The 23,429-nt window shown below is 72.9% G+C and carries 22 protein-coding genes; 7 read left to right on the plus strand and 15 right to left on the minus strand.

Annotation, left to right across the window (positions count from 1 at the left end):
• Window positions 1–27: 27 nt before the first annotated feature.
• The 4 genes from ABZ719_RS30685 to ABZ719_RS30700 all read right to left on the minus strand — a co-directional run bounded on the left by ABZ719_RS30685 (window position 28) and on the right by ABZ719_RS30700 (window position 3,226).
• The gene (locus ABZ719_RS30685; RefSeq protein ID WP_037850708.1) at window positions 28–1,317 is read right to left on the minus strand and encodes an aspartate kinase; all 1,290 of its coding nucleotides are present in this window, start codon (window positions 1,315–1,317) and stop codon (window positions 28–30) included.
• 253 nt (window positions 1,318–1,570) lie between these two features.
• Window positions 1,571–2,230, minus strand: coding sequence for a DUF5063 domain-containing protein (locus tag ABZ719_RS30690; protein WP_366728416.1), 660 nt, complete (start codon window positions 2,228–2,230; stop codon window positions 1,571–1,573).
• The gene (gene recR, locus ABZ719_RS30695; protein WP_366728417.1) at window positions 2,223–2,822 is read right to left on the minus strand and encodes a recombination mediator RecR; all 600 of its coding nucleotides are present in this window, start codon (window positions 2,820–2,822) and stop codon (window positions 2,223–2,225) included. Before recR ends, ABZ719_RS30690 begins: the two co-directional genes overlap by 8 nt.
• Before the next feature lie 59 nt (window positions 2,823–2,881).
• Window positions 2,882–3,226 carry a YbaB/EbfC family nucleoid-associated protein gene (locus ABZ719_RS30700; RefSeq protein WP_037850717.1) on the minus strand — a complete coding sequence of 115 codons (345 nt, stop codon included), beginning with the start codon at window positions 3,224–3,226 and terminating at the stop codon, window positions 2,882–2,884.
• A gap of 343 nt (window positions 3,227–3,569) precedes the next feature.
• Here ABZ719_RS30700 and ABZ719_RS30705 point away from each other — a divergent pair, with 343 nt between their 5' ends.
• The gene (locus ABZ719_RS30705) at window positions 3,570–4,319 is read left to right on the plus strand and encodes an SLATT domain-containing protein (RefSeq protein ID WP_366728418.1); all 750 of its coding nucleotides are present in this window, start codon (window positions 3,570–3,572) and stop codon (window positions 4,317–4,319) included.
• Window positions 4,320–4,523: 204 nt separating this feature from the next.
• Here ABZ719_RS30705 and ABZ719_RS30710 read toward each other — a convergent pair whose 3' ends face one another.
• On the minus strand, window positions 4,524–6,638 hold the full coding sequence (locus tag ABZ719_RS30710) for a protein kinase (protein WP_366728419.1): 2,115 nt from the start codon (window positions 6,636–6,638) through the stop codon (window positions 4,524–4,526).
• 242 nt (window positions 6,639–6,880) lie between these two features.
• On the opposite strand from ABZ719_RS30710, the gene ABZ719_RS30715 reads away from it, so the two are divergent.
• From ABZ719_RS30715 to ABZ719_RS30725, 3 genes are all read left to right on the plus strand, one after another.
• On the plus strand, window positions 6,881–8,266 hold the full coding sequence (locus tag ABZ719_RS30715; protein ID WP_366728420.1) for an aspartate aminotransferase family protein: 1,386 nt from the start codon (window positions 6,881–6,883) through the stop codon (window positions 8,264–8,266).
• 189 nt (window positions 8,267–8,455) lie between these two features.
• Window positions 8,456–9,253 (plus strand): GntR family transcriptional regulator, encoded by a 798-nt coding sequence (locus ABZ719_RS30720; protein WP_366728447.1) that lies wholly within the window; start codon window positions 8,456–8,458, stop codon window positions 9,251–9,253.
• 126 nt (window positions 9,254–9,379) lie between these two features.
• Window positions 9,380–10,030, plus strand: a complete 651-nt coding sequence (locus ABZ719_RS30725) for a hypothetical protein (protein ID WP_366728421.1) — start codon at window positions 9,380–9,382, stop codon at window positions 10,028–10,030.
• Between the two features lie 139 nt (window positions 10,031–10,169).
• Here the strand turns inward: ABZ719_RS30725 and ABZ719_RS30730 are convergent, their stop codons facing one another.
• Window positions 10,170–11,453, minus strand: coding sequence for an adenylosuccinate synthase (locus tag ABZ719_RS30730; RefSeq protein ID WP_366728422.1), 1,284 nt, complete (start codon window positions 11,451–11,453; stop codon window positions 10,170–10,172).
• Window positions 11,454–11,648: 195 nt separating this feature from the next.
• On the opposite strand from ABZ719_RS30730, the gene ABZ719_RS30735 reads away from it, so the two are divergent.
• On the plus strand, window positions 11,649–12,557 hold the full coding sequence (locus tag ABZ719_RS30735) for a diacylglycerol kinase family protein (protein ID WP_366728423.1): 909 nt from the start codon (window positions 11,649–11,651) through the stop codon (window positions 12,555–12,557).
• Window positions 12,558–12,772: 215 nt separating this feature from the next.
• On the opposite strand, the gene ABZ719_RS30740 is transcribed toward ABZ719_RS30735, so the two are convergent.
• Complete coding sequence (locus ABZ719_RS30740; protein ID WP_366728424.1) at window positions 12,773–13,993, minus strand: cytochrome P450; 1,221 nt, start codon at window positions 13,991–13,993, stop codon at window positions 12,773–12,775.
• Between the two features lie 70 nt (window positions 13,994–14,063).
• Window positions 14,064–15,215 (minus strand): putative sulfate exporter family transporter, encoded by a 1,152-nt coding sequence (locus tag ABZ719_RS30745; RefSeq protein WP_366728425.1) that lies wholly within the window; start codon window positions 15,213–15,215, stop codon window positions 14,064–14,066.
• Between the two features lie 119 nt (window positions 15,216–15,334).
• On the opposite strand from ABZ719_RS30745, the gene ABZ719_RS30750 reads away from it, so the two are divergent.
• Window positions 15,335–16,234, plus strand: coding sequence for a LysR family transcriptional regulator (locus ABZ719_RS30750; protein ID WP_366728426.1), 900 nt, complete (start codon window positions 15,335–15,337; stop codon window positions 16,232–16,234).
• Window positions 16,235–16,254: 20 nt separating this feature from the next.
• Here the strand turns inward: ABZ719_RS30750 and ABZ719_RS30755 are convergent, their stop codons facing one another.
• A complete protein-coding gene (locus tag ABZ719_RS30755; protein ID WP_360971279.1) occupies window positions 16,255–16,443 on the minus strand; it encodes a DUF397 domain-containing protein in 189 nt (62 codons plus the stop codon).
• Entirely contained in the window at window positions 16,443–17,294 is an 852-nt protein-coding gene (locus ABZ719_RS30760; RefSeq protein WP_360971282.1) for a helix-turn-helix transcriptional regulator, read from the minus strand. Before ABZ719_RS30760 ends, ABZ719_RS30755 begins: the two co-directional genes overlap by 1 nt.
• A 229-nt stretch (window positions 17,295–17,523) precedes the next feature.
• Between ABZ719_RS30760 and ABZ719_RS30765 the strand changes: the two genes are divergently transcribed.
• On the plus strand, window positions 17,524–17,955 hold the full coding sequence (locus tag ABZ719_RS30765) for an ATP-binding protein (RefSeq protein WP_366728428.1): 432 nt from the start codon (window positions 17,524–17,526) through the stop codon (window positions 17,953–17,955).
• On the opposite strand, the gene ABZ719_RS30770 is transcribed toward ABZ719_RS30765, so the two are convergent.
• From ABZ719_RS30770 to ABZ719_RS30790, 5 genes are all read right to left on the minus strand, one after another.
• Complete coding sequence (locus tag ABZ719_RS30770; protein ID WP_037850753.1) at window positions 17,925–18,599, minus strand: response regulator transcription factor; 675 nt, start codon at window positions 18,597–18,599, stop codon at window positions 17,925–17,927. The two genes, ABZ719_RS30765 and ABZ719_RS30770, sit on opposite strands and share 31 nt — an antisense overlap.
• Entirely contained in the window at window positions 18,596–19,942 is a 1,347-nt protein-coding gene (locus tag ABZ719_RS30775) for a histidine kinase (protein WP_366728429.1), read from the minus strand. Before ABZ719_RS30775 ends, ABZ719_RS30770 begins: the two co-directional genes overlap by 4 nt.
• Before the next feature lie 112 nt (window positions 19,943–20,054).
• Window positions 20,055–20,729 (minus strand): response regulator transcription factor, encoded by a 675-nt coding sequence (locus ABZ719_RS30780; protein ID WP_366728430.1) that lies wholly within the window; start codon window positions 20,727–20,729, stop codon window positions 20,055–20,057.
• A complete protein-coding gene (locus tag ABZ719_RS30785; protein WP_366728431.1) occupies window positions 20,726–22,210 on the minus strand; it encodes a sensor histidine kinase in 1,485 nt (494 codons plus the stop codon). Before ABZ719_RS30785 ends, ABZ719_RS30780 begins: the two co-directional genes overlap by 4 nt.
• A 10-nt stretch (window positions 22,211–22,220) precedes the next feature.
• Window positions 22,221–23,414 (minus strand): acyltransferase, encoded by a 1,194-nt coding sequence (locus ABZ719_RS30790; RefSeq protein ID WP_366728448.1) that lies wholly within the window; start codon window positions 23,412–23,414, stop codon window positions 22,221–22,223.
• Window positions 23,415–23,429 lie beyond the last annotated feature (15 nt).

Below are 23,429 nucleotides of genomic sequence, written 5' to 3' on the forward strand. Positions count from 1 at the left end.
CGTGCCGGGGGCCCGGGCCGTGGACGGTCATCGTCCGGTGCCGCCGTAGACGACGGCCTCGTCGCTGTCGGAGTCGAGCCCGAAGGCGGTGTGCACGGCGCGCACGGCCTCCGCCACGTCGTCCTTGCGGGTGACCACCGAGATACGGATCTCGGACGTCGAGATCAGCTCGATGTTCACGCCCGCGTCGGACAGCGCGGTGAAGAAGTCGGCCGTGACGCCCGGGTTGGTCTTCATGCCCGCGCCGACCAGGGAGATCTTGCCGATCTGGTCGTCGTAGCGCAGCGAGTCGAAGCCGATGCCGGGACGGTTCTTCTCCAGCGCGTCGATGGCCTTGCGGCCCTCGGCCTTGGGCAGCGTGAAGGAGATGTCCGTCAGACCGGTGGAGGCGGCGGACACGTTCTGCACGACCATGTCGATGTTGATCTCGGCATCGGCGATCGTGCGGAAGATGGAGGCGGCCTCGCCGGGCTTGTCCGGGACGCCGACGACCGTGATCTTGGCCTCGGAGGTGTCGTGCGCGACACCGGAGATGATGGCCTGCTCCACCTGCTGTTCCCCTTGCTCACTCGGCTGCCGAATCGGCTCGCTGCTGACCCACGTGCCCTGCAGCCCGCTGAAGGAGGAACGGACGTGGATCGGGATGTTGTACCGGCGGGCGTACTCCACACAGCGGTGGAGCAGCACCTTGGACCCGGAGGCGGCCAGTTCGAGCATGTCCTCGAACGAGATCCACTCGATCTTCCGGGCCTTCTTCACCACGCGCGGGTCGGCGGTGAACACGCCGTCCACGTCGGTGTAGATCTCGCAGACCTCGGCGTCCAGGGCGGCGGCCAGCGCCACGGCCGTGGTGTCGGACCCGCCGCGCCCCAGCGTGGTGATGTCCTTCTTGTCCTGGCTCACGCCCTGGAAACCGGCCACGATGGCGATGTTGCCCTCGTCCAGCGCGGTCCGGATGCGGCCCGGGGTGACATCGATGATCCGGGCTTTGTTGTGGACCGAGTCGGTGATGACACCTGCCTGGCTGCCCGTGAAGGACTGGGCCTCGTGGCCCAGGTTCTTGATCGCCATGGCCAGCAGCGCCATGGAGATCCGCTCCCCGGCGGTCAGCAGCATGTCGAACTCCCGGCCGGCGGGCATCGGGGATACCTGCTCGGCGAGATCGATCAGCTCGTCCGTCGTGTCGCCCATCGCGGAGACCACGACAACCACCTGGTTGCCGTTCTTCTTGGCTTCCACGATCCGCTTGGCGACGCGCTTGATGCCCTCGGCATCGGCTACGGAGGAGCCTCCGTACTTCTGCACGACAAGGCCCACGTGCGCTCCTCGCTCAGTCCGTGTCTGCCGCGCCTGCGCATGTGCAGTGCGGTCGACTCAGTCTATCGAGCGCCCGAATTTCCCCTCTGCGATACCGCATGCTGAGACCCCCGGCGCCCGCTTACCAGGACGGCTCATGCCCAGGGCACGGATCCGCACGCGGAACGTGGGCGGCGTCACAGCCGCGTCCGTCCCCCGGGCGGGGAGGCGGAAGCCGCCGGGCAAGCCCTCGCCGGCCGCCCCGCGGCGGGCGTCACTGCGCGCGGCCGAGCCCCAGCGGTCCGCCGATCTCCTCCGCCATGACCTGGCCCGCCTCGAACTCCAGGACCTCGTCGCCCATGTCCTGGTCGGTGTCGAGGCCGTCGAGTTCCGCCAGCGGCTGGTTGAGGCGGACGTGGGCGACCAGGGACTGCAGGGCGCGCAGGGCCGCCGACGCGGTGCCTCCCCAGTTGGAGAAGTAGGAGAACTGCCACCACCACAGCGCCTCCGTGGTGCGGCCCGCCCGGTAGTGGGCCATGCCGTGGCGCAGGTCCGTGACGACGTCGGCGAGGTCGTCGGAGATACGGGCGGGGACCGGAGCGCGGCGCGGCTCGTAGGGGTCGAAGACCTCGGAGTAGACGTCGATGGGCTCCAGCAGGCGGGCCAGGTTCTCGCGGAGGATGTCCACGTCCTGCTCGGGGCCCGGGTCGGGCTCGTAGCGCTCGTCGGGGACGATGTCCTCGTGCGCGCCGAGCCGGCCGCCGGCCAGCAGGAGCTGGGACACCTCCAGGAGGAGGAAGGGCACCGCGGAGTCCGGTTCGTCGCCCTTGGCGACCTCGGTGACGGCGACCAGGAAGCTCTCGATCTGGTCGGCGATCTGGACCGCGAAGTCGTCGGGGTTCTGGCTGGTCGCGTGCAGCGTGGCGTCAGACATCTAGGAGTCGTCTCCCCTCGAAGGCGCGGCCGAGGGTGACCTCGTCCGCGTATTCCAGGTCGCCGCCCACCGGGAGGCCGCTGGCCAGGCGGGTGACCTTCAGGCCCATGGGCTTGATCATGCGGGCGAGGTACGTCGCCGTCGCCTCGCCCTCCAGGTTCGGGTCCGTGGCCAGGATGAGTTCCGTGACCGTGCCGTCCGCGAGGCGGGCCAGCAGCTCCCGGATGCGCAGGTCGTCGGGGCCCACGCCCTCGATGGGGCTGATCGCCCCGCCCAGGACGTGGTAACGGCCCCGGAACTCACGCGTCCGCTCGATCGCGACGACGTCCTTGGGCTCCTCGACGACGCAGATGACGGCCCGGTCGCGGCGGCTGTCGCGGCAGATGCCGCACAGCTCCTCCTGCGCCACGTTGCCGCAGACGGCGCAGAAGCGGACCTTCGCCTTCACCTCCGTCAGGGCGTGGGCCAGGCGCCGCACGTCGGCCGGTTCCGCCTGCAGGATGTGGAAGGCGATCCGCTGCGCGCTCTTGGGACCGACGCCGGGCAGCCGCCCCAGTTCGTCGATGAGGTCCTGGACCACGCCTTCGTACACCGGACAGCCGTCCTTCCTGAGTGGTGCTTCGGTACGTACCGTAGTTGCCCGCGGGCCGCCTAGAAAGGCAGTCCGGGGATGCCGCTGCCGCCGCCGAGACCCTGGGCGAGCGGGCCGAGCTTCTGCTGCTGGAGGGTCTGGGCGTTCTCGTTGGCCGCCTGGACGGCGGCGACGACCAGGTCCGCGAGGGTCTCGGTGTCCTCGGGGTCCACGGCCTTCGGGTCGATCTTCAGGGCGCGCAGCTCGCCGGCGCCGGTGACGGTGGCCTTCACCAGGCCGCCGCCCGCCTGCCCGTCGACCTCGGTCTGCGCCAGTTCCTCCTGGGCCCGCGCCAGGTCCTGCTGCATCTTCTGGGCCTGCTGGAGCAGCTGCTGCATGTTGGGCTGGCCACCACCGGGAATCACGATCAGCTCCTGCTTTCGTACGGCATGTCCGGGCGCCCCGGTGGGTGCTCCGGGTGTCCGGGCGGGGTCCGTCCGCCGGCGCGCGTCCGGCGATTCCCCGCTGGCACGAGCCTACGTGCTCCGGGCGGGCGGCGCCCCGCCACTCTTTCGAGTGAGTCCCCGGTGAGTCCTATACCTGATCAAGCCCCCCTTCCGGGCGGAAAAGCGGCGCTTCCCTCCTCTCCGCCACCCGTTGGAGGGTAGGAAGGGGTCCGGCGTGTCAGCCGGCGTCACAGCCCGTGATCGGAATGATCGGAAAGCGGTCGGCGGAGCATCACAGAACGTGATCAGTAGGGAGTGCCGGGTGGGTCAGCCGGAGATGCAGCCCGAGCGTCCGCCTCGGGACGGGCGGGGCGACGGTACGGCCGGGCTGCGGCCGGGGGACCTGACCGGCCGGGCGCTGCCGCTCGGCGACTGGGGCGATCCCGCCCAGCGGCTGGACGAGCTGTACCGCTGGGTGGAACGCGGCGCCCTGCAGACCGCGGCCTGGTACCTCGCGGAGCGGGTGTGGAAGCGGCGCGGTGCCCGGGTGCTGCGGTGCGGGGCCGCGGCGGGGGCGCTGGCCGGGGCGGCACTGCCGCTGCTGGACCTGACCGGGATGCTCGGCGGGGCCGCGCCGTGGGGATACCTGGCGCTGCTGCTGTCGGTGGCGTGCGTCGGGGCCGACCGGTACTTCGGGGTGACCTCGGGATGGATGCGGGACGTGGCGACCGCCCAGGCCGTGCAGCGACGCCTCCAGATGCTCCAGTTCGACTGGGCCTGCGAGAGCGTGCGTGAGGTGCTGGGCCCGGCCGAGGGCACGGCGGGCGAGGCCGCCGAGCGGTGCCTTGGGGTGCTGCGGCGGTTCTCGGAGGACGTGACCGAGCTGGTGCGCACCGAGACGGCCGGCTGGATGGCGGAGTTCCGCGTCGGGGCGGCGCCGATGGGGCTCCAGTCGGCGGTGCCGGGCGGCGCGCGGCCCGAGACGGGCGGCGCCGGGCCGGGCCGCCTGCCGCAGCCGCCGGGCGGGGCACGGCCGAACATGCCCCGGCAGCGGCCACCGGAACCGCGGTGAGGGGACGATCGCCGGCTCGGGTGCCGCAGCGGACGCCGGCCGGGCGGTCTGGCCACTGCCGGCAGACCGCCTTGTCGTACGTCAGCCGGCAGACCGTCTTCTCGTACGTCAGCCACCCACCGTCTCGCCCGTCGGCCGTCAGCCGTGGTTGCCGTCCGGCAGGCGCCCACCGTCCCGCCCGTCAGCCGCTCGCCTTGTCGTACGTCAGCCGCTCGCCTTGTCGTACGTCAGCCGTTCGCCGCTGTCCTTGTTGATGCGCTGGAGGCCGCCGTCCGGCAGCAGGACGATCTGGGTGGCCGCGCCCGGCTTGCACGCGCTGCCCGGCCCGGCCGCGACCGTCGAGGGACCGATCTCCAGCGGACCGGCGGTACCCGGCTGCCCGGTGAGCCGGGCCTCGAACACGCAGTGGTACGTGCCGCCGGACTCGGTGGGACCGTCGGCGACCAGGGTGAACACGGGGTCCCCGACCCGGCCCTGCCTGATGGTGAGCCGCCGGGGGTGCGCGCCGAGCGCGCTGTCGATCGACGACTTCCAGGTGCCGAGGTACCCCGCCGGGACCGCACCGTCCGAGGGGGCGGCCGAGCCGGACCCGGACGCCGTGGGGGACGGACCGGTCGTGGTGAGCGTCGGGGACGGGCCGGGCCCGCCGCGGTCGTCGTGGCCGCCCCGCATCACGGCGTAGACCGAGCCGCCCGCGCCGAGCGCGACCACCAGCGCGACGGCGAGGAGCGCCGCGGTGGACGTACCGCCGCCGCGCGGCGCGCGCTGCTCCTGAAACGGGCCGGGGCCGGGGAGCGGATGCCCGTACCCCGAGCCGTACGGCGAGTGCCCGTACGCCGGGGTCGCGCCGAGGGCGCCATACGCCGGGGTCGCGCCGAGGGCACCGGGCGCCGGAGTCGCGCCTAGGGCGCCGGGCGGGTGGTGGGCCCCTGCGGCGGACGCGGCGGACGCCGGACCGCCGTCGGCCTGACCGTGCTGCCGGGCCCCGTGCGTCGGGTGTGCGGGCGTCGGGTGCTCGGGCGCCGGGTGTGCGGAGGCGGTTCCCGGCGGGGGTGTCCGTCCGGCGGCCACGGCCGGCGGACGGTCCGCCGCTGCGTGGTCCCGGTCGCCGGGCTGCCGGGGCGACGGCAGAGCGGAGGCGACGGCGCCGGACACGGGGACCGTCGCGGGCCCTGCCCCCGGGGCGGGTTCCGGGTTCACCCGGCCCGGCCGGTTCCCGGCGTGCGCCGGGTAATCCGGGTGCCCCTGGCCCTCCCGGCCCTCCGGCCGCTCGGACCCCTCCGGCTGCCCGGGCCCCTGCGGCCCCTGCGGGGAGGGCTCCTGAGACGCGGCGGCGGCCGGCACGGTGACGTCGTCCTGCGCCGCCCCCGGCACCGTCTCCGCCGCACCCCCCGGCCCCTCGGGGTGCTCCGCGTCCAGCAGCCGCACCGCGTGCCGGCCGAGCTGGGCCACCAGGGCGCTCGGCAGCCACGGGTCGCGGAACCGCCCGTCGCCCACCGTGTCCCCGGCACCGGTGCTCCGGATGATCTGCTCCGGCGAGGGCCGGGCCGCCGGGTCCTTCCTCAGACACGCGCGGACCAGGTCGACGATGCCCTCCGGCAGGGCCTCCAGGTCGGGTTCCTCCTGGGCGATGCGGAACATCAGCGCGTGCCCCCCGCTGTCGGCGGTGCCGAAGGGGAGCGTGCCGGTCGCCGCGTAGGCGAGCACGGAACCGAGGCAGAAGACGTCGCACGCGGGCGTGAGCCGGTCGCCGCGCACCTGCTCGGGCGCCATGAAACCGGGCGAGCCGACCAGTGCCCCGGTCCGGGTGAGCCCGCCGTCGGTGACGGTCTCCAGGGCCCGCGCGATGCCGAAGTCGATGACGCGCGGCCCGTCGATGGTGACGAGCACGTTGGACGGCTTGAGGTCGCGGTGGACGAGGCCGGCCGCGTGGATGTCCCTGAGCGCGGCGGCGAGACCGGCGGCGAGGACGCGCACCGACCGCTCGGGCAGCGGGCCGTGGTCGTGGCCGACGATCCGCTGGAGACTGGGCCCGGCGACGTACCCGGTGGCGACCCACGGCACGGCGGCCTCGGTGTCCGCGTCCAGCACGGGTGCGGTCCAGGTCCCGCCGACCCGGCGCGCGGCCCGTACCTCCTGGCGGAAGCGGGCCCGGAACTCCTCCCGCTGCGCCAGGTCCTGCCGCACCACCTTCACGGCGGCCGTACGGCCCCGGTCCGAGCGGGCCAGGTACACCTGCCCCATGCCGCCGGCACCGAGCCGCGCCAGCAGCCGGTACGCCCCGATCTCCCGCGGATCGCCGGGCCCGAGCCTGTCCATGGCCCAACCGCCTCCCCGATGTCCCCCGCTGCGCCCCTGCACGTCAGCCCGAGGATAGTGCGGCGGCCCGGGGCGGACAGCGGGCCGCTGTCTACGGTTCCGTAACAGCCGCCGGCGCGACGGCCGCGGTCCGCCGGCGCCCGCGGCCCGCACCACGGCGTCGACAACCTGTCGTCAATTCCCCGCTCCCGCAGACAGGGCGCCGATACCGGCTCCACCGCGCGCCCCTCTACGCTCGCCGTATGACCCCTCAGCCCTCCCCCGCCCGCCGGACCCCGCAGCCGGACCCCGAGGCCGGTGCCGCCGTGAAGGCCGCCGACCGCGCGCACGTGTTCCACTCCTGGTCCGCGCAGGACCTGATCGACCCGCCGGCGGTGGCCGGTGCCGAAGGGTCGTACTTCTGGGACTACGACGGCAGGCGCTACCTCGACTTCGCCAGCGGGCTCGTCTTCACCAACATCGGCTACCAGCACCCCAAGGTCGTCGCCGCGATCCAGGAGCAGGCCGCGACCATGGCCACCTTCGCTCCCGCCTTCGCCGTCGAGGCCCGCTCGGAGGCGGCGCGGCTGGTCGCCGAGCGGACCCCCGGCGACCTGGACAAGATCTTCTTCACCAACGGCGGCGCCGACGCGGTCGAGCACGCGGTGCGGATGGCGCGGCTGCACACCGGGCGGCCCAAGGTGCTGTCGGCGTACCGGTCGTACCACGGCGGCACCCAGCAGGCCGTGAACATCACCGGTGACCCGCGCCGCTGGGCCTCCGACGACGGCGCGGCCGGGGTCGTGCACTTCTGGGCGCCCTTCCTCTACCGTTCCCGCTTCTACGCCGAGACGCAGGAGCAGGAGTGCGCACGGGCCCTGGAGCACCTGGAGACGACGATCGCCTTCGAGGGGCCCTCGACCGTCGCCGCGATCATCCTGGAGACCATCCCGGGCACGGCCGGGATCATGGTGCCGCCGCCCGGCTACCTCGCCGGGGTGCGGGAGCTGTGCGACAAGTACGGGATCGTGTTCATCCTCGACGAGGTGATGGCCGGTTTCGGGCGGACCGGTGAGTGGTTCGCGGCGGACCTGTCGGGCGTCGTGCCGGACCTGATGACCTTCGCCAAGGGCGTGAACTCGGGGTACGTGCCGCTGGGCGGCGTGGCGATCTCCGGCGAGATCGCGCAGACGTTCGGCAAGCGCCCCTACCCCGGCGGTCTGACGTACTCCGGGCATCCGCTGGCCTGCGCGGCGGCCGTCGCGACGATCGGCGTGATGGCCGAGGAGGGCATCGTGGAGAACGCGAAGCGGCTCGGGGCCGAGGTCGTGGAACCGGGCCTGCGCGAGCTGGCCGAGCGGCACCCGAGCGTCGGCGACGTGCGCGGTGTCGGCATGTTCTGGGCGCTGGAGCTGGTGAAGAACCGCGAGACCCGCGAACCGCTGGTGCCGTACAACGCGGCCGGCGAGGCGAACGCGCCGATGGCGGCCTTCGGCGCCGCCGCCAAGGCACACGGCCTGTGGCCCTTCATCAACATGAACCGGACGCACGTCGTCCCGCCGTGCACCGTGACCGAGGCCGAGCTGAAGGAGGGCCTGGCGGCCCTGGACGCGGCGCTGTCCGTGGCCGACGAGCACACGGAGCACTGAGCAGCACGGAGGGCGCTGCTCAGCACGGAGCGCTGAGCAGCACTGAGCAACGCGCGTAACCCGAACGCGTAAGGTGGCGTGCTCGTACACATCCACTCGTACGAGTGGATGAGCAGACAGGCGTACGAGCACGACGTACGAGCAGATGTACGCGTACGCCACCGCCCGCGTGAGGGAGACGCCCCGACCATGCCCGGCATCAGCGGCACCGGCGCCGTGACGCGCAGCACCCTGCGCCAGCAGATCGCGGACGCGCTCCGGGACGAGGTGCTGGCCGGGCGGCTGGAGCCGGGGCGGGAGTTCACGGTCAAGGAGATAGCCGAGCAGTACGGCGTGTCCGCGACTCCGGTGCGCGAGGCGCTGGTGGACCTGTCCGCGCAGGGCCTGCTGGAGGCCGACCAGCACCGCGGTTTCCGGGTGCGCGAGTACTCCGCGGCCGACTTCCGCGAGATGATCGAGGCCCGCGCCCTGGTCACCGACAGCATGTTCCGCGCCCTCGCCGCCGCGGGCGGCGCCCGGCACGGTGAGGGCGCGGGCGGCGGTGACGGCGGCGCGGACGGCGAGTCCGGCGCGGGCGCGGGGTCCGGCCTGAGCGCCCGCGCGCAGGCGTTCCTGCGGGAGGTTCCGGGCCCGCGCACGGCGGCCGTGCTCGCCGGGGTGCGCCGGCGCGGCGAGGAGGCCCAACGCGCGGCCACCGCGGGCGACCTGACGGTGCTGATCGGCTACGACCTGCGGTTCTGGCGCGAGCTGAGCGCCCTGTACGGCAACGCCCACCTCGGCGACTTCCTGCACCGGCTGCGGGTGCAGTCCTGGGTGTGCGCGGTGCAGCACCTGCGCCGGCTCGGCGACCTGCGCGGTGTCCTGTGGTGCGGCCACACCGAACTCGTCGATGCCCTGGTGCAACGCGACATCCCGGCGGCCCGGGCGCTCGTCGCCGCCTACAACACCCACGCCCTGGCTCTGGTGGAGCGGCTGTCCGCCGGGTGAACCGGGCGGTGGACGGGCGGGGGGTGGGTATGGGACCTGCACGGGGGGAGCCGACCCACGCCGCACCGACTACCCTCGTTGACCACCGTGCTTCCCGTGTGCTTCACGCTGAGTGAGGAGTCCTCTTTGGCCTGTGACCTGTGGCTGGTACCGCTCGTGGACGTGTTGTGCCACACCCCCGACAACCCGTTCGCCGAGGAACTCGCGCAGTACAACAAGGTGCTGGCGGACAACGCGCTCCCGCCGGTGCCGGTGTACCAGTACATGCCGGGCCTGTCCGGGGACGTCGCGCCGGTGGCCGGCTTCGACTACGACGCGCTGCACTTCCTGCGCCGCGCCCACCTGCTCCAGCTCTGCGGCCTGCCGCTCACCCCGGTCGACGAACTGGGCGGCGACTACGAGCAGTTGCTGGAGATGTTCGAGTCGACGGCCCAGCAGTCCCACCTGGTCTGGCACTACGACCACGCGGGCGCCTACGTCCCCGTGGACTTCCCGCACCCCCTGTCCAACGACGAACTCCTCGCCGGCGGGGGCCCGCTGGGCTCCTCCCAGGCACTGCTGCGGGAACTGGAGCAGGTGGCCCCGGCCCTCGGCATCGATCCGGCCAACCCCCCGGCGGCCCCGGCTCCGCCCCCGGGCCCCACCGAACTCGAACAGCCCGCGGCCCCGGCCCCCTACGACCCGAGCCCCTTCGCCCGCGAACGCCACGTCTGGCTGGGCCTGCACGCGGCGGCGACGCGGAGCCTGGCGCAGGGGTCGATGATCGTCTTCAGCTAGGGCTGCGACCGGAAAGGTTCACCGGCTCGGCCACGGCACCGGGGCGCGTGTTCCGTCCGGCTCGGACCGGACGGCCGCACGCCGACGGCGGCCGTCGCGCGAGGGCGACGGCCGCCGTCGGACGGTCGGAGGAACGAATTCAGATGAACGAGTTGATCTCGATCGTCTCGTCCCGGCCCGGGCCCACGCCGATCGCGGAGATCGGGGCGCCGGACATCTCCTCCAGGGCCTTCACGTAGGCCTGGGCGTTCTTCGGCAGGTCGGCGAAGGTCTTGGCCTTCGTGATGTCCTCCTGCCAGCCGGGGAGGTACTCGTAGACCGGCTTGGCGTGGTGGAAGTCGGTCTGGGAGTAGGGCAGTTCCTCGACGCGCTTGCCGTCGATCTCGTAGGCGACGCAGACCGGGATGCGCTCCCAGCCTGTGAGGACGTCGAGCTTGGTGAGGAAGAAGTCGGTGAGGCCGTTGACGCGGGTGGCGTAGCGGGCGATCACCGCGTCGAACCAGCCGCAGCGGCGGTCGCGGCCGGTGGTGACGCCGCGCTCGCCGCCGATGCGCCGCAGCGCCTCGCCGTCCTCGTCGAACAGCTCGGTCGGGAACGGACCGGAGCCGACGCGGGTCGTGTAGGCCTTGAGGATGCCGATGACCCGGCTGATCTTCGTCGGGCCCACGCCGGCGCCGGTGCAGGCACCGCCCGCGGTCGGGTTGGAGGAGGTCACGAAGGGGTAGGTGCCGTGGTCGATGTCCAGCAGCGTGCCCTGGCCGCCCTCGAAGAGGACCACCTTGTCCTGCTCCAGCGCCTGGTTGAGGACCAGCACCGTGTCGGCCACGTACGGCTTGATCTGCTCGGCGTAGCCCAGCAGCTCCTCGACCACCTGGTCCACGGCGATGGCGCGCCGGTTGTAGAGCTTGGTGAGGATCTGGTTCTTGACGTCGAGGGCCGCCTCGACCTTCTGCGTCAGGATCGACTCGTCGTACAGGTCCTGGACGCGGATGCCGACGCGGTTGATCTTGTCCGCGTAGGTCGGGCCGATGCCGCGGCCGGTGGTGCCGATCTTGCGCTTGCCGAGGAAGCGTTCCGTCACCTTGTCGACGGTCACGTTGTACGGCGTGATGATGTGCGCGTTTCCGCTGAGCAGGAGCTTCGACGTGTCGACGCCGCGCTCGTTCAGACCGCTCAGCTCGGAGAGCAGGACCGACGGGTCGACGACGACGCCGTTTCCGATGACGGGCGTACAACCGGGCGACAGGATTCCGGAAGGGAGGAGGTGCAGTGCATACTTCTGGTCGCCGACGACGACCGTGTGGCCGGCATTGTTGCCGCCCTGGTAACGCACCACATAGTCCACGGAGCCACCGAGCAGGTCGGTGGCCTTTCCCTTGCCCTCGTCACCCCACTGAGCACCGAGCAGCACAAGTGCGGGCACGCGCGTACACCCCTTCCGGGCGGGGCATGTCCAAGGTCAGGGGCGTACGCGGGTTCACCGCCGCGTACACCGTGCGACCCTCGTCGGTCGCACACCCGTCGGACCGGATGCCCCGGAATAGACGAAGCCCCTGGCGCAATAGCGCAAGGGGCTCTTGCACAAAGATGCTACCCGAGGAAGCGAGGCAGGACCGAGGTGGCGACCTATCCGACGTCCGATCCGCTGCTGGTGGTCATCGACCCGGGCGCCCGGCGGACCGACGGGGAGTCCGTACGGATCGCGAAAGACGTGCTCAGCGCGGGTGCGGCCACGAAGGTGTGCCTGCCGGACGGGCCGGAGGAGTTCGCCCGCGCGCTGGCGCGGCGCGGCTCGCGGCGGCCGGTGGTGGTCGGTGACGACCGCGCGCTGCTGCGGGCGGTGACCGTACTGCACCGCAGGCGGGAGCTGGCCGGATGTGTGCTGTCCGTCGTACCGGTCGGGGATGTCATGCACCTGGCCCGCTCACTGGGCGTGCCGACGGGGCCGGTGGCGGCGGCGCGCGCGGTGCTCGACGGGTCCGTACGCCGCCTCGACCTGCTCGTCGACGACAGCGACGGGGTGGTGCTGGGCGCGCTGCACATCCCGCCCCTCGACCTCCGGGAGGCTCCGCCGGACGACACGGCGCTGGACGCCGGGACCGGGGCGGGGGCGGGGTCCGCGACGGCGTTCGGCGGGGGCCCGGGCGGGGGCCGCGACTGGCTGCGGACCTGCCAGTCGCTGGTACGGACCCTGGTGGCCCGCCCGCCCCGGGCGGCGACCGACACGGCGCCCGCGCCCTCGCGGCTGCGGGTGGAGGTCGACGGGGTGGCCGTGGTGGACCTGGACCAGCCGGTGGAGGCGGTGTCGGTCGTCCCGGGTGCCCGGGGGATGGCCGAGGTGGAGGTCCGTCCGCTGTCGGGACCGGGCGCGGAGGCCTCGCCGCTGCTGGCCGAGGGCCGCACGGTCACCGTTTCGGGGGCGCACTTCCGCTACCGGGCGGACGCGGTGGTGTCCGGACCGGTGCGGACACGGACGTGGACGGTCCGGGAGGGAGCCTGGGGGCTCGTGGTGCCCGCACCGAGGTGAATCCGCCCCGGGCCGCCCGGTCGCGGCTTCGCGGCAGGGCACCCCGGTCCGCGCCCCGCCGCCCGCCCGGCCCGGGCCCGGTGTGGGAGCGGGAACCGGCGCCACCGAGGCCGCCGCGCTGAGGGACCGGAACCGGCACCACCGAGGCCGCCCCGCTTGCCGAGCGTTCGACCACCAGCGCGGCGGTTCCTCCGGGTGACCGGCCGGACGGGTGATCACCCCGCCTCCACGCTCAGCCCCCGCAAGCCGCGCATCACGAAGTTCGGTCGGCGCAGCGGTTCCGCCGTCAGGTGCAGGGCCGGGGCCTGTTCCAGGAGGGCCCTCATCGACGCGGCCAGCTCGATGCGGGCCAGGGGGGCGCCGATGCAGTAGTGGATGCCCGCGCTGAAGGAGATGTGGGGGTTGTCGGGGCGGGCGAGGTCCAGGCGGTCGGGGGCCGTGAACACCTGCGGGTCGTGGTTGGCCGAGCCGAAGAGCATGGCGATCTCCGCACCCCTCGGGATCGTCGTGCCGTCGATCTCGATCTCGTCCAGCACCCACCGTTCGAAGAGCTGCAACGGCGTGTCGTAGCGCATCAGCTCCTCGACGGCGGACGGGACCAGGGAGTGGTCCGCGCGCAGGGCCGCCAACTGCTCCGGGTGGCGGAACAGGGCCCACCAGCCGTTGGCCGTCGCGTTCACGGTGGCCTCGTGGCCGGCGTTCAGGAGCAGTACGGCCGTGGAGATCATCTCCTGCTCCGTGAGCCGGTCGCCCTCGTCGTGGGCCGCGATCAGCCCGGAGATCAGGTCCTCGCCCGGCTCGGCGCGGCGGACCGCGATCAGCTCCCGGAGGTACTGCGAGAACTCCACCGACGCCCGCACCGCCTTCGCCGCCGTCTCCTGCGGCGGGTTCAGCTCGTACATCCCGCAGATGTCGGCCGACCAGGGCCGCAACCGGTCCCGGTCCTGCTCCGGGATGCCCAGCATCTCCGCGATCACCGCCACCGGCAGCGGTTCGGCGACGTCCGCCAGCAGGTCGCCGCCGCCCCGGGCCACGAGCGCGGCGACGAGTTCGTTCGCCAGACGGTGGACGTACGGCTTCAGGCGCTCCACCGTCCGCGGGGTGAACGCCTTCGAGACCAGGCGCCGGATCCGGGTGTGGTCCGGCGGCTCCAGGTCGAGCATGCCGTGGTCGTTGAGGACGTGGAACGGTTCGTGCTCCGGCGGGGGCGGGGTCCGGCCGAAGTCCTCGTGCGTGAACCGGTGCTGGTAGGTGCGGCCCAGCCGCCGGTCCCGCAGCAGAGCCGACACGTCCGCGTGGTGCGGGACCAGCCACTGGTCGCTGGGCTCGTAGTAGAGCACCCGGCCCCGGGCGCGCAGCTCGGCGTAGGCGGGGTACGGGTCGGCGACGAACGCCGGGTCCCACGGGTCGAACGCGAGGTCGGATGCAGCCGTCATGGACGGACGATAGGTCGCCCGGCCGGCCCGTGCCCACCCCCCGCCGGGAGGAACCGCGGGGCGCCCCGGCTCACCAGGAGGCAGTGAGGAACTGCAGGCAGAGGGCGGTGACCGTCACCACGCACCACAGGGTGGCCCCCAGGAGCAGCGGGCGGGGGCCTGCCCGGCGCAGGGCCCCGAGGTCGGTGGACAGGCCGATCGCGGAGAGGGCCACCGTGATGAGGAAGACGGAGAGCGTGTTCAGGCCGTGGTGCGCCGCGGCCGGGACGAGCCCGACGGTGTTGGCCAGGGCGGTCAGCAGGAACCCGACGAGGAACCAGGGCACGAGCGCGAAGACGTTCGAACGGGCGGTGCCACGGGTGGGCTGGGACCGGTGCGTCGTATGAGGAGGGGCCGGAGTCGGGTGAGTCGCCTGAGCCGGATGAGCCGGCTCGGCGGGGGCGGCCGTCCGGGGCCCGGGAGCTGGGGCAGCCGCTGGAGCCGGCCGGGTCGGGGCCGCCGCGGTGGCCGCCGCCGTGGCCGTGGCGCGGCGCCTGGCCAGCGCGGCCAGGCCCAGGCAGACGGGAATGATGAGCAGGGTCCGCGTGAGCTTGACGACGACCGCGTACTGCCCCGCCTCGTCGCCGTAGGTGGTGGCCGAGGCGACCACCGAGGACATGTCGTTGACCGCGGTGCCCGCGAACAGCCCGAAGGCGTGCTGGCCCATCCCCAGCAGGTGTCCGAGGAACGGGAAGAGGAGCACCGCCGCGATGTTGAAGAGGAAGATCGTCGAGATGGCGTAGGCGACCTCGGCGCCGGCCGCCCCGATGACCGGGGTGACCGCCGCGATGGCGGAGGCCCCGCAGATCCCGGTGCCCACCCCGATGAGGGTCCGCAGGTCACCGCCGATGCCGAGCCTGCGGCCCACCAGGTACGCGGCTCCCAGGCAGGCGGCCAGCGAACCCACCATGACCGGCAGGGAACCCGCCCCGACCTCCACGACCCGCGCCAGCGACAGCTGGCACCCGAGGATGACCACCGCGAGCTGGAGGACGAACCGGCTCGCGGTGGCGATCCCCGGCTGGAACCGCGCGCCCGGACGCCGCACCGCCGCCACCAGGACGCCGATGACCACGCCGAAGACCGGACCCCCGACGACGGGGAACCGGCCGCCCGCCACGGTCGCCACCGCGGCCACGACCACCGCGAGCAGCAACCCGGGCACCTGCTTGACCTGTTTCATGATCTTCACTGTGGACAGCGGCTGACCAGGCCGGTAGCCCACTGTTCAGCGGGAGGTCATAGCCCGCGGGAATGACCGGGCCCACTGACTGGAACCGGACCCGTCCGTATGCTGAGACCATGAGTGCTCCCCCGGACGTCGAGTCGCTGCGGCTGCTGGTGCTCGTCGGAGAGCTGGGCAGCCTCGGTCGCGCCGCCGGCGAGCTGGGCATCACCCAGCCGTCCGCCAGCAAGCGGCTCTCGGCGCTGGAACGCAGGCTGGGCCTGCCGCTCGTCGACCGCACCCGGCGCGGGTCCCGGCTCACGGCCGACGGGCAGGTGGTCGCCGGGCGGGCCCAGCGCGTCCTCGACGAACTGGACGCGCTGATGACCAGCGTCGAGGCCCAGCGCGGCCGGTTCGACGCCACGCTGCGGATCGCCGCGAGCATGACCGTGGCCGAGCACCTGGTCCCGGAGTGGATCAGCGAACTCTGCACCACCCACCCGGACCTGCACGTCGGCCTGCGCGTGACCAACAGCGAGCACGTTCCCGAGCTGCTGCACGGCGGCGAGGCCGAGATCGGGTTCATCGAGTCGCCGCGCGTGCCCCGGGGCCTGCACAGCAGGACGGTGGCCACCGACCGGCTGCTCGTCGTGGTCGCGCCCACCCACCCGTGGGCCCGGCGCCGCTCCGCCCTGACCACGCGCGAACTGGCCGCCACGCCGCTCGTCGTCCGCGAGCGGGGTTCAGGGACCCGGGTCGCCCTGGAACAGGCCCTGCGCCGGGCCGGGGCCGAGGAGGCTCGCCCGGTCCTGGAACTGGGCTCGGCCACCGCCGTGCGCGGCGCGGTGATCGCCGGAACCGGTCCGGCGGTGATCAGCGAACTGGCGGTACGGACCGATGTCGCCGACGGCCGCCTCGTCCCCGTGCGCGTGGAGGGCGTGGAGCTGCGCCGCTCCCTGCGCGCGGTGTGGCCGGCCGGCCGCTCACTGGTCGGCCCGGCCGCCGACCTCCTGACCCTCGCGTCCCGCCCCCGCTGAGTCCGCCTCCGGGGCGCACGTCACCCGGCGGGCCGGGGGTTCCGCTTCACGGCCTCGACGAACGCGGCGAAGGAAGGGGCAGGGACGGAGAGGACGCCGCGGGCCGGGGCCTTGGAGTCGCGGACGGCTACCTGGGTGGAGAACGAGGCGATCTCGACACAGGCGTCGCCGTCGCCGCCTCCGGAGTAGGTGGACTTGCGCCAGTGCATTACAGCTCCTTGGTCAGTCGGAGGATCAAGTCGCGCGACGCCGTGGGGTCCAGTGACGCCGCGTGCACTCTCTTGAAGAGCTTTCGCAGTTGTTCCAGTTGAGGCTGCGCATCGATGTACGCCACCCCGGTCGGAGCATCCCGAAGTGCTGTGTCCAGCTGAGGGACCGGGCCTCCCAAGTACAGCATGGAGGCCCCGGCGCCTGCGAAGCCTTCGCGCTCGATCGGGATGACACGCACGGTGGCCTGGCCCGCCTCGATCTTGTCCAGGATGAACCGCAGTTGAGCGAGCGAGGCCCGTCGGTCAGCCACATGTACCCGCAGAGCGAACTCGTGCACGATCGTCTCGTACGGAGTCGGAGGCTCCCGCTCGATCACAGCACGGCGTTTCAACCGGTGTTCCACACGCAGAGCGACCTCGCTCTCGGCCAGCTCGGGGCGCGTGTAGGTGAACACAGAGCGCGAGTAGTCGGCGGTCTGCAGCAACCCGGGGACGTAGTGGATCACCACCTCGCGAAGGAACGCCGCATGGTGCTCGGCCTCGGCACCGTCCAGGAACACCAGGGGAAGTACGTCCCGGTACTCCTCCCACCATCCCCGCGTGCGGTCGGTCGCCATCGCGACGAGCGCTTCGATCAACGCGGAGTCCTCACAGGCGTAGTTGGCCGCCAGGCGGCGCACGCGTTTGGCGCTCACACCCACGGTGCCGGACTCGATCTGGCTCATCTGGACGGCGTCGGCCTCCAGCAGCTCTGCGGCCTCCCGGGCCGTCATGCCCGTAGCCTCTCGCAGTTTGCGCAGCTCAGCGCCCAGCCTCACGCGTCGAGCGGTGAGATGCCTCTTCGGCGGCACCTGGGCCTCCTTGCTTCAACTCCTGTGCGAGCTTCCCTCGTTCGAGCGCCAGAATACGGCAACAGGTTGCACTTTCCTAAGACTAGGAAATACCGTCGGTGACGCGACGCACACCCTGCGAAACCCCGGGGTACCGGAAGCGCACCGCTCCGTCCTGCCATGGCGGGTGCGGCAATGCCACCGCCCGGAGGCCGCCTCTCTCCTCACCTCTTCGAAACGGAGCCGCCGCATGCCCGGAAACGAGCCCTGGGAGTACTCCCTCTACATCCCCAACGATCCACGCGCCGTCACCATCAGCCGCCGCACCCTCCGTCTGATCCTCACCATGCACGGGCTGATCCGCCTCGTCGACGTCGCCGAACTGCTCGCCGCCGAGCTGATCACCAACGCCGTGCTGCACACCAAGGGCCCTGCCGCGCTGCGAGTGCGCTGGTCGGGTACCGCCTTGCGGATCGGGGCCTGGGACGCCGACCCCGAACCACCCCAGGCGCCCGAGCGGTTGACGGACCTGACCGACGACGAGGCCGGCCGGGGGCTCGGACTGGTCCGGGCCTGTGCGGACGTGTGGGGATGGCATCCCCTGTCCAGATTCGGCAACCGGGGCAAGTACGTGTGGTGCGAACTCGCCGGTCAGCCCGGTGTCACCAGCCGCGCCTCGTAGGCGAACACCGCGGCCTGCGTACGGTCCCGCAGACCCAGCTTCACCAGGACCCTGCTCACATGGGTCTTGATCGTCGACTCGGCCACCACCAGCCGCTCGGCCATCTCCGCGTTGGACAGGCCCTGCGCGATCAGGACCAGCACCTCCGTCTCCCGCTCGGTCAGGTCCCCGTACGCCGCCTGCGCGGCGGCCGGCGGACGCGGCGGCTCGGACATCCGGGAGAACTCCTTGAGCAGCCGCCGGGTGACCGAGGGGGCGAGCAGCGCCTCGCCGGCCGCCACCACCCGCACGCCCTCGGCGAGCTGCCGCGCCGAGGCGTCCTTGAGCAGGAACCCGGCGGCCCCCGCCCGCAGCGCCTGGTACACGTACTCGTCGAGGTCGAAGGTGGTCAGCACCAGCACCTTGGACGTGCCGTCCCCGGCGACGATCTCCCGTGTCGCCTCGATGCCGTTCAGCTCGGGCATGCGGATGTCCATCAGGACGACGTCCGGGGACAGCTCGCGCACCTTCGCGACCGCCTCCCGGCCGTTGACCGCCTCACCGACGACCTCGATGTCCGGCATCGCGTTGAGCAGGACCGAGAAGCCCTCGCGCACCATCATCTGGTCGTCCGCGATCAGTACCCGGATCGTGCTGTCCGTCATGCGTCTTCCTCGGTAGGTGCGGTGACGGGCAGGAACACCGCCACCTCGTAGCCGCCGTCGTCCGCCGGGCCGGCCGTCATCTCACCGTTCAGCATCGACACCCGCTCCCGCATGCCGGTGATGCCGTGACCGGCGCCGGGCGAGGGCTTCACCAGGGACGTCTCCGGGACCGGGCCGTTGACGATCCGCAGGCCGAGGCCGCCCAGCACGTAGGAGACCTCGACGCGGGCCGTCGCGCCCGGCGCGTGCCGCAGACTGTTGCTCAGGGCCTCCTGCACGATCCGGTACGCCGACAGCTCCACGCCCGGCGGGAGTTCGCGCACCGCGCCGGTCCGTACCTTCTCCACGCTCAGACCCGCCTCCCGCACGTTCGCCAGGAGCGTGTCCAGGTCGGCGAGGGTGGGCTGCGGGGCCTCCGGGGCCTCGTAGTCCTCGGCGCGGACGACACCCAGCACACGGCGCAGCTCGGTCAGGGCCGCGACCGCGTTCACCCGGATCGTGGCGAAGGCCTTCTCCAGCTCCGGCGGCGGGTCCTGGACCCGGTAGGGGGCGGCCTCGGCCTGGATGGCGACCACGGACATGTGGTGCGCCACCACGTCGTGCAGCTCGCGGGCGATGGTGGTGCGCTCCTCCAGCAGGGTGCGGCGGGAGCGCTCGTGCGCGGTGACCGTCTGCTGGGCGCTGACCGTCTGCTCGGCCTCCCTGCGTATGTGCCAGACGGTGACGCCCAGCAGGACGAAGGCCGAGACCAGCAGCATCGGTCCGGAGTTGTTCTCGAAGTGGTAGCCGAGCACGGCCTCGGCCGCGGAGCAGTAGAGCGCGGTGATCAGCCACATCCAGGCCGCTGTGCGCGGCCGGGTGCGTATGGCCACGACCGTGAGCACGGTCAGGTAGGAGATGAAGTTGGGGGGCTGCCAGGGCCACAGGCCCCAGCTGCCGGAGACGATCGACGTGCCCGCCGTCGCGGTCAGGGCCAGCCAGAAGGCCAGGGCGGGGCGGCTCAGGGTCAGCAGCGGCGGGACCAGGACCGCGAGGGCGTAGAGCGGGGCGGTGACGCTGCCCTGGGCGTTCAGCCACGCGGCGATCATGGTCAGCACGCCGACGGCCGCCACCAGGGTGTGCGGGGTCCAGGCCGCGTATCCCCGGATGCGGCCCGGCAGCCGTCCGGCCAGCGGGCCGCCGGTGTTCATCGGGGGCAGCGGGCGGTACGCGGAGGCGCCGTGGAACAGGTCCTCGCGCAGTCCGCGCAGCGCGTTGGCCGCCAGCCGGTACTCGGGGCTGCGGGGCTTGTACGGGCTGAACGCGCCGTCCGGCGCCGTCTGCGTCTGAGTCGTCTCGGTCACGATGAGAACGGTAGGCGGCGGCGCGGACCGCGGTCGTCCCCTTTGAGAGGGGTCCTGCGGGCTCCCTCTCAGGTACTACGGGTACGGCCCGGATCGCCGTCAGGACCGCCGGTCAGTGCCCCGAGGGCCGCACCAGGCCCGACTCGTACGCGAACACCGCCGCCTGCGTGCGGTCGCGCAGCCCCAGTTTCACCAGGATGCGGCCGACGTGGGTCTTCACCGTCTGCTCGGCGACGACCAGGTGTTCGGCGATCTCCGCGTTGGACAGGCCCTGGGCGATCAGGGTGAGCACTTCCGTCTCGCGTTCGGTGAGGTCGCCGACGCGGGCCTTCAGGGGGGTGCGGGGTCTGCCGTTCATCCGGGAGAACTCGGCGATCAGTCTGCGGGTGATCCCCGGCGCCAGCAGCGCGTCACCGGCCGCGATCACCCGGACCGCCTCGGCCAGCTGGTCGGCGGAAGCGTCCTTCAGCAGGAAGCCGGACGCGCCGGCGCACAGCGCCTCGTACACGTACTCGTCGAGGTCGAAGGTGGTCAGCACCAGCACCCTGGTGCCCGGCGTCTCGGCGGTGACCCGGCGGGTCGCCTCGATGCCGCTCATCTCCGGCATGCGGATGTCCATGAGGACGACGTCCGGGGCGAGTTCGGTGACCTTGGCGACGGCGTCGGCACCGTCCACGGCCTGGCCGATCACCTCGATGTCCGGCTGGGTGTTGAGCAGCACGGTGAAGCCCTGCCGGACCATCTGCTGGTCGTCGGCGATGAGAACGCGGATGCTGCCGCTGCTCATGGGGTCTCTTCTCCTGTCGGGGGCGGTGGGGCCGGTCTGGCGGTCACCTGCGGGGCGCGGGACGTGTCCGGTGGCTCGACGACGAAGACGGGAGCGGCGGCCGGGTCGGGGTACTCGACGGGCAGGCCGAACGGACCGGTGTCCGCCAAGGGGGCCGTGCCGTCGCGGGGCAGGAAGGCCGTGACGGCGAAGCCGCCGTGCAGTGTCCTGGCCGCGGTGACGTGGCCGCCCAGCATGGCCGCCCGCTCGCGCATGCCCAGCAGCCCGTGCCCGGCGCCCGGGGAGGGTGCGACGGGCTGCCGCGGGCGGGAGTTGACCACGCTCAGGTACAACCCGTCGGGGATGTGCGTGACCTCCACACGGACCGTCGAACCGGGGGCGTGCCGCAGGGCGTTGCTGAGGGCCTCCTGGACGATGCGGTACGCCGACAGCTCCACGCCCGGCGGATAGGGCAGCGGCCGGTTCCGGGAGTCCTCCGTCTCCAGGACGACCGCCAGTCCGGCGGCGCGCGTGTTCTCGACCAGGGCGCCGAGCCGGTCGAGCGTGGGCTGCGGGCCCTGCGGCGCCACCCCGGTGCCCGGCTCGCCGAGACCGTAAGGGTCCTCGGGGTTGGGCGAGCGCAGCACACCGAGCACGCGGCGCAGTTCGGCCAGTGCCTCCAGCGCGTTCTGCCGGATGCCGGCGAGGTTCTCCTTCAGCTCGTCGGAGGGGTTCTCCGTCAGGTGCGGGGCGACCTGCGCCTGGATGGAGATGACCGACATGTGGTGGGCGACCACGTCGTGCAGCTCACGGGCGATCCGGCTGCGCTCCTCCAGCAGGGTGCGGCGGGCCCGCTCCTCGGCCGTGATCGTCGTCTGCTCGACGAGCTGACTGCGCGCCTCGCGCAGGCCGCGCAACGCGGTGCCGACGAGGACGGCCACAGCGAACAGGGCGAAGGCGGACAACCCGCTCCCCGTGAAGCGGTCGGCGCCGAGGACGCCTTCCAGCCCGTAGGTCGTCAGGCCGGTGACCAGCAGGGCCGCGACCGCGCGGCCGGCGGGCACACGCAGTGCGAGCAGGAGCAGCACGGCGACGTGCACCGCCATCTCCGGTGTCGTCCACGGCCAGCTGGGCCCGTCCGTCACTCCCGGCACGCTTCCAGGCACAGGGGCGGGCTGCGGGAGGCCCGAATGGGACACCATGAGGGACTCACGGCCGAGCAGCGCGGTGAACACCACGGCGCTCAGCGACAGCAACCAGGCCGGAACCGGCCGCCACAGCGCCAGGACGACCGCTGTGGCCTGGACGAGTCCGGTGGCGAAGCCCACCTGTGCGGTGAGCCGGTAGTTGTGGGCGATGTCCTGGCCGCCCCCCAGCGGCAGGAACAGGGCGAGCCAGAGGACGACGAGGTAGGCCAGGCCCCGCAGCCAGCGGTACTTCGACAGGGGCGGGGAGAGCGGCGAGGGGCGGTCACCCAGTGTCGTACGGAGGCGTCGGAGCACGCCGCCCACCCTAGACACCGTGCGGCCTTCGTTGTTTCGCCCGGCTCCCGCCCCGGTGGAGGCGGACCACCCTGGCCGGCCCGCTCCTGGCGCGGCGCGGGCCGTGCTCGCAGCCGCGGAACGCCGCCCAGCACACCGCCAGGGCCAGCGTGAACACCGGGAGCCAGGCCAGGCGGGCCGCCACCCAGCCCAGGCCGTCGGGGGCGGTGTGCAGGCCGGGAAGGCGGCCCGCGAGGGTGCCCATGGCCGTGGTCGCCATCAGGGCGGTCTGGTGCCACAGGAAGACGGTCATCGCGGAGAGGTTGACCAGGGCGACGGCCGCCCAGGCCGGCGGGCGGCGCATCACGCGGGCGAGCCGCTCCCGCAGCAGCAGGGCCAGGCCGCACTGGGCCACACCGAAGGTGACGGCGGCCAGGGTCGGCGGATCGAGGTTGGAGACCGCCGCCCCCGGGACACCGACCATCGACGCCGGATACCCGGCCCAGGCGACCAGCGCGGCCGTCGCCGCCGCACCGCCGGCCAGCAGCAGCCGGCCCGCACGGCGGCTGTCCAGTTCGCCGCGGGTCCAGGCCGCTCCGAGGGTGTACGGCACGAGCCAGCCCGCCGGCAGGTTCAGCCAGCCGAGCCAGTCCGGCGCGCCGAGGCCGAAGCGGAGGAGGTCCACGTGCAGGACGACGGCCAGCGGCCACAGCGGGCTGAGCCGGGTCAGCAGCGGGGTCGCGGCCGTCAGCGCCGCGAAGACCAGCAGGAACCACAGGGGGGAGAGCGCCAGCTTGACCAGGGTGCGGACCGTGCCCGGGTCCGCACCGTTCAGCAGGAGGGCGGCCGCCACCGTGGCCCAGAGGGCCAGGACGGCGGCGGCCGGCTTGAACAGGCGGGACAGCCGGGCGCGCAGCCACCGCGGATAGCTGATGCCGCGGGCCTGGGCGGACGCATGGCTCCGAGTGGCCACGTGGCCGCCGACCAGGAAGAAGACGGCCAGGGTCTGGAAGACCCAGGAGACGGGCGCCAGCCAGGGCATGGAGTGCAGAGGGCTCGCGGTGTGCAGCCTCGGGTGGGGATGGGTGCCGGTATCGGCGACCAGCGCCGTGACCAGCCAGTGGCCCAGGACCACGCCGAGGATCGCGAACGCGCGGAGCGCGTCCACCGACCGGTCCCTCCCGGACGGGGTGGCGGCGTCGATCCGCTGGGCCACGGCCCGTATCCGGGCGGGCACGGG

This window comes from Streptomyces sp. NPDC006743 (genome assembly GCF_040703815.1).
Taxonomy (GTDB): Bacteria; Actinomycetota; Actinomycetes; order Streptomycetales; family Streptomycetaceae; genus Streptomyces.